The sequence below is a fragment of the Hydrogenivirga sp. 128-5-R1-1 genome (assembly GCF_000171895.1).
Genome location: NZ_ABHJ01000385.1, coordinates 1 through 1,365, shown reverse-complemented (window position 1 = coordinate 1,365; position 1,365 = coordinate 1). Strand labels below are relative to the sequence as shown.

The 1,365-nt window shown below is 28.2% G+C and carries 2 protein-coding genes; both read right to left on the bottom strand.

The window, feature by feature from the left end; all coding sequences use genetic code 11:
- Positions 1-578 (bottom strand): hypothetical protein (locus tag HG1285_RS01400; RefSeq protein WP_008289408.1); only part of this gene is annotated, 578 nt, incomplete at its 3' end.
- A gap of 63 nt (positions 579-641) precedes the next feature.
- Positions 642-1,365: ACP S-malonyltransferase (locus HG1285_RS01405; protein ID WP_032497159.1), on the bottom strand; the 724-nt coding region annotated here is incomplete at its 5' end.

Sequence of the window (1,365 nt, the reverse complement as noted above, 5' to 3'; positions counted from 1 at the left end):
TAACTTCTATCACCAAAAATTAAAGCACTGCCAACTGCAAAAGTTTTGTTATTTAAAGTATTCTTCTTGAAATTTTCTTTAAGATATTCTCTTATTCTTAAAAAGAATGATAATTTTTCATTTTTACTTTCTTTTATAAAAGGTTTTTTCACATAAAATCTTAAATTATCATGATTTTTTCCTATTTTCCCAACAGCATATATATTGCTAAATATTTGAGGTTTATAATCAGATATAACTGCTATTTCTTTACCTATTAACTCAGTTTTTTCACTATCAATTACAAAACAGTTAAATCTATATTTTTTATAATAAATTTCAGGATAAGATAAAACCTTACATTCTAAAAAAACAGGTTCATTGCTTATTTTTTCATTTTGTTTAGGAACGGCTAAATAATATCCTGTTAAAAATATTCCAAGACCTAAAAATAAAACGAATAAATGTTTATCAAAAGCTAAAGCTAAAATAAAAATTAAGATTATAACTAAAACAGGTATTTCTACTGAAATTAAATAACTTTTAAACAGTATCCCTGCAATTAGTAAAATAAAAACTGGAATAAATACATTGTTCAATGTTGAATACCAGCTTTTGTAGGATATTCATTTTAAATAAATAAGGGGCTATAAACCCCTGATTTATAGATTTTTTATGTCCTCTAAAGTTTGAATATTTATTATGTTAAAACCTCTATCTATTCTTTTTATAAGTCCTGCTAAAACTTTTTTAGGACCGATTTCAAAAATAGTATCCACACCCTGAGATTTTAAAAACTCTACTGTTTGAACCCATCTTACTGGAGAATAAAAGTGCTGTTTTAACTCTTCCCTAATCTCATTTGATTTTGATATAGGCTCAGCTGTTATGTTTGATATTACAGGTATTTTTGCATCATCTATATTCAGTTTATCAATATACTGGGCAAACTCATTTGCTTTTTCTTTTAAAAGTGAAGAATGAGCCGGGACAGAAACAGCTAATTTTACAACTTTTTTTGCACCTTTTTCTTTTAAAATTTCCATAGCCTTTTCAACTGCAGGAGTTTCTCCTGATATAACAGTTTGCTCGTAAGAATTGTAATTTGCTATTTCAACCACTCCATCAATATCTTTTAAGATTTCTTCTATTTCCTCAGCCTTTAAACCTATTATAGCTGCCATTGCACCTTTTCCTTCCGGTACAGCTTCCTGCATTAATTCTCCCCTTATATTTGTAATCCATACTGCATCTACAGGGTCAATACTTTCACTTACAGTTAAAGCTGAAAACTCTCCAAGTGAGTGCCCAGCAGTATAAACTGGTATAATTTCAGACTTTTCCTTTTTTAATGCATAAAATAAGCTGTAAGAGGTTAAAACCAGT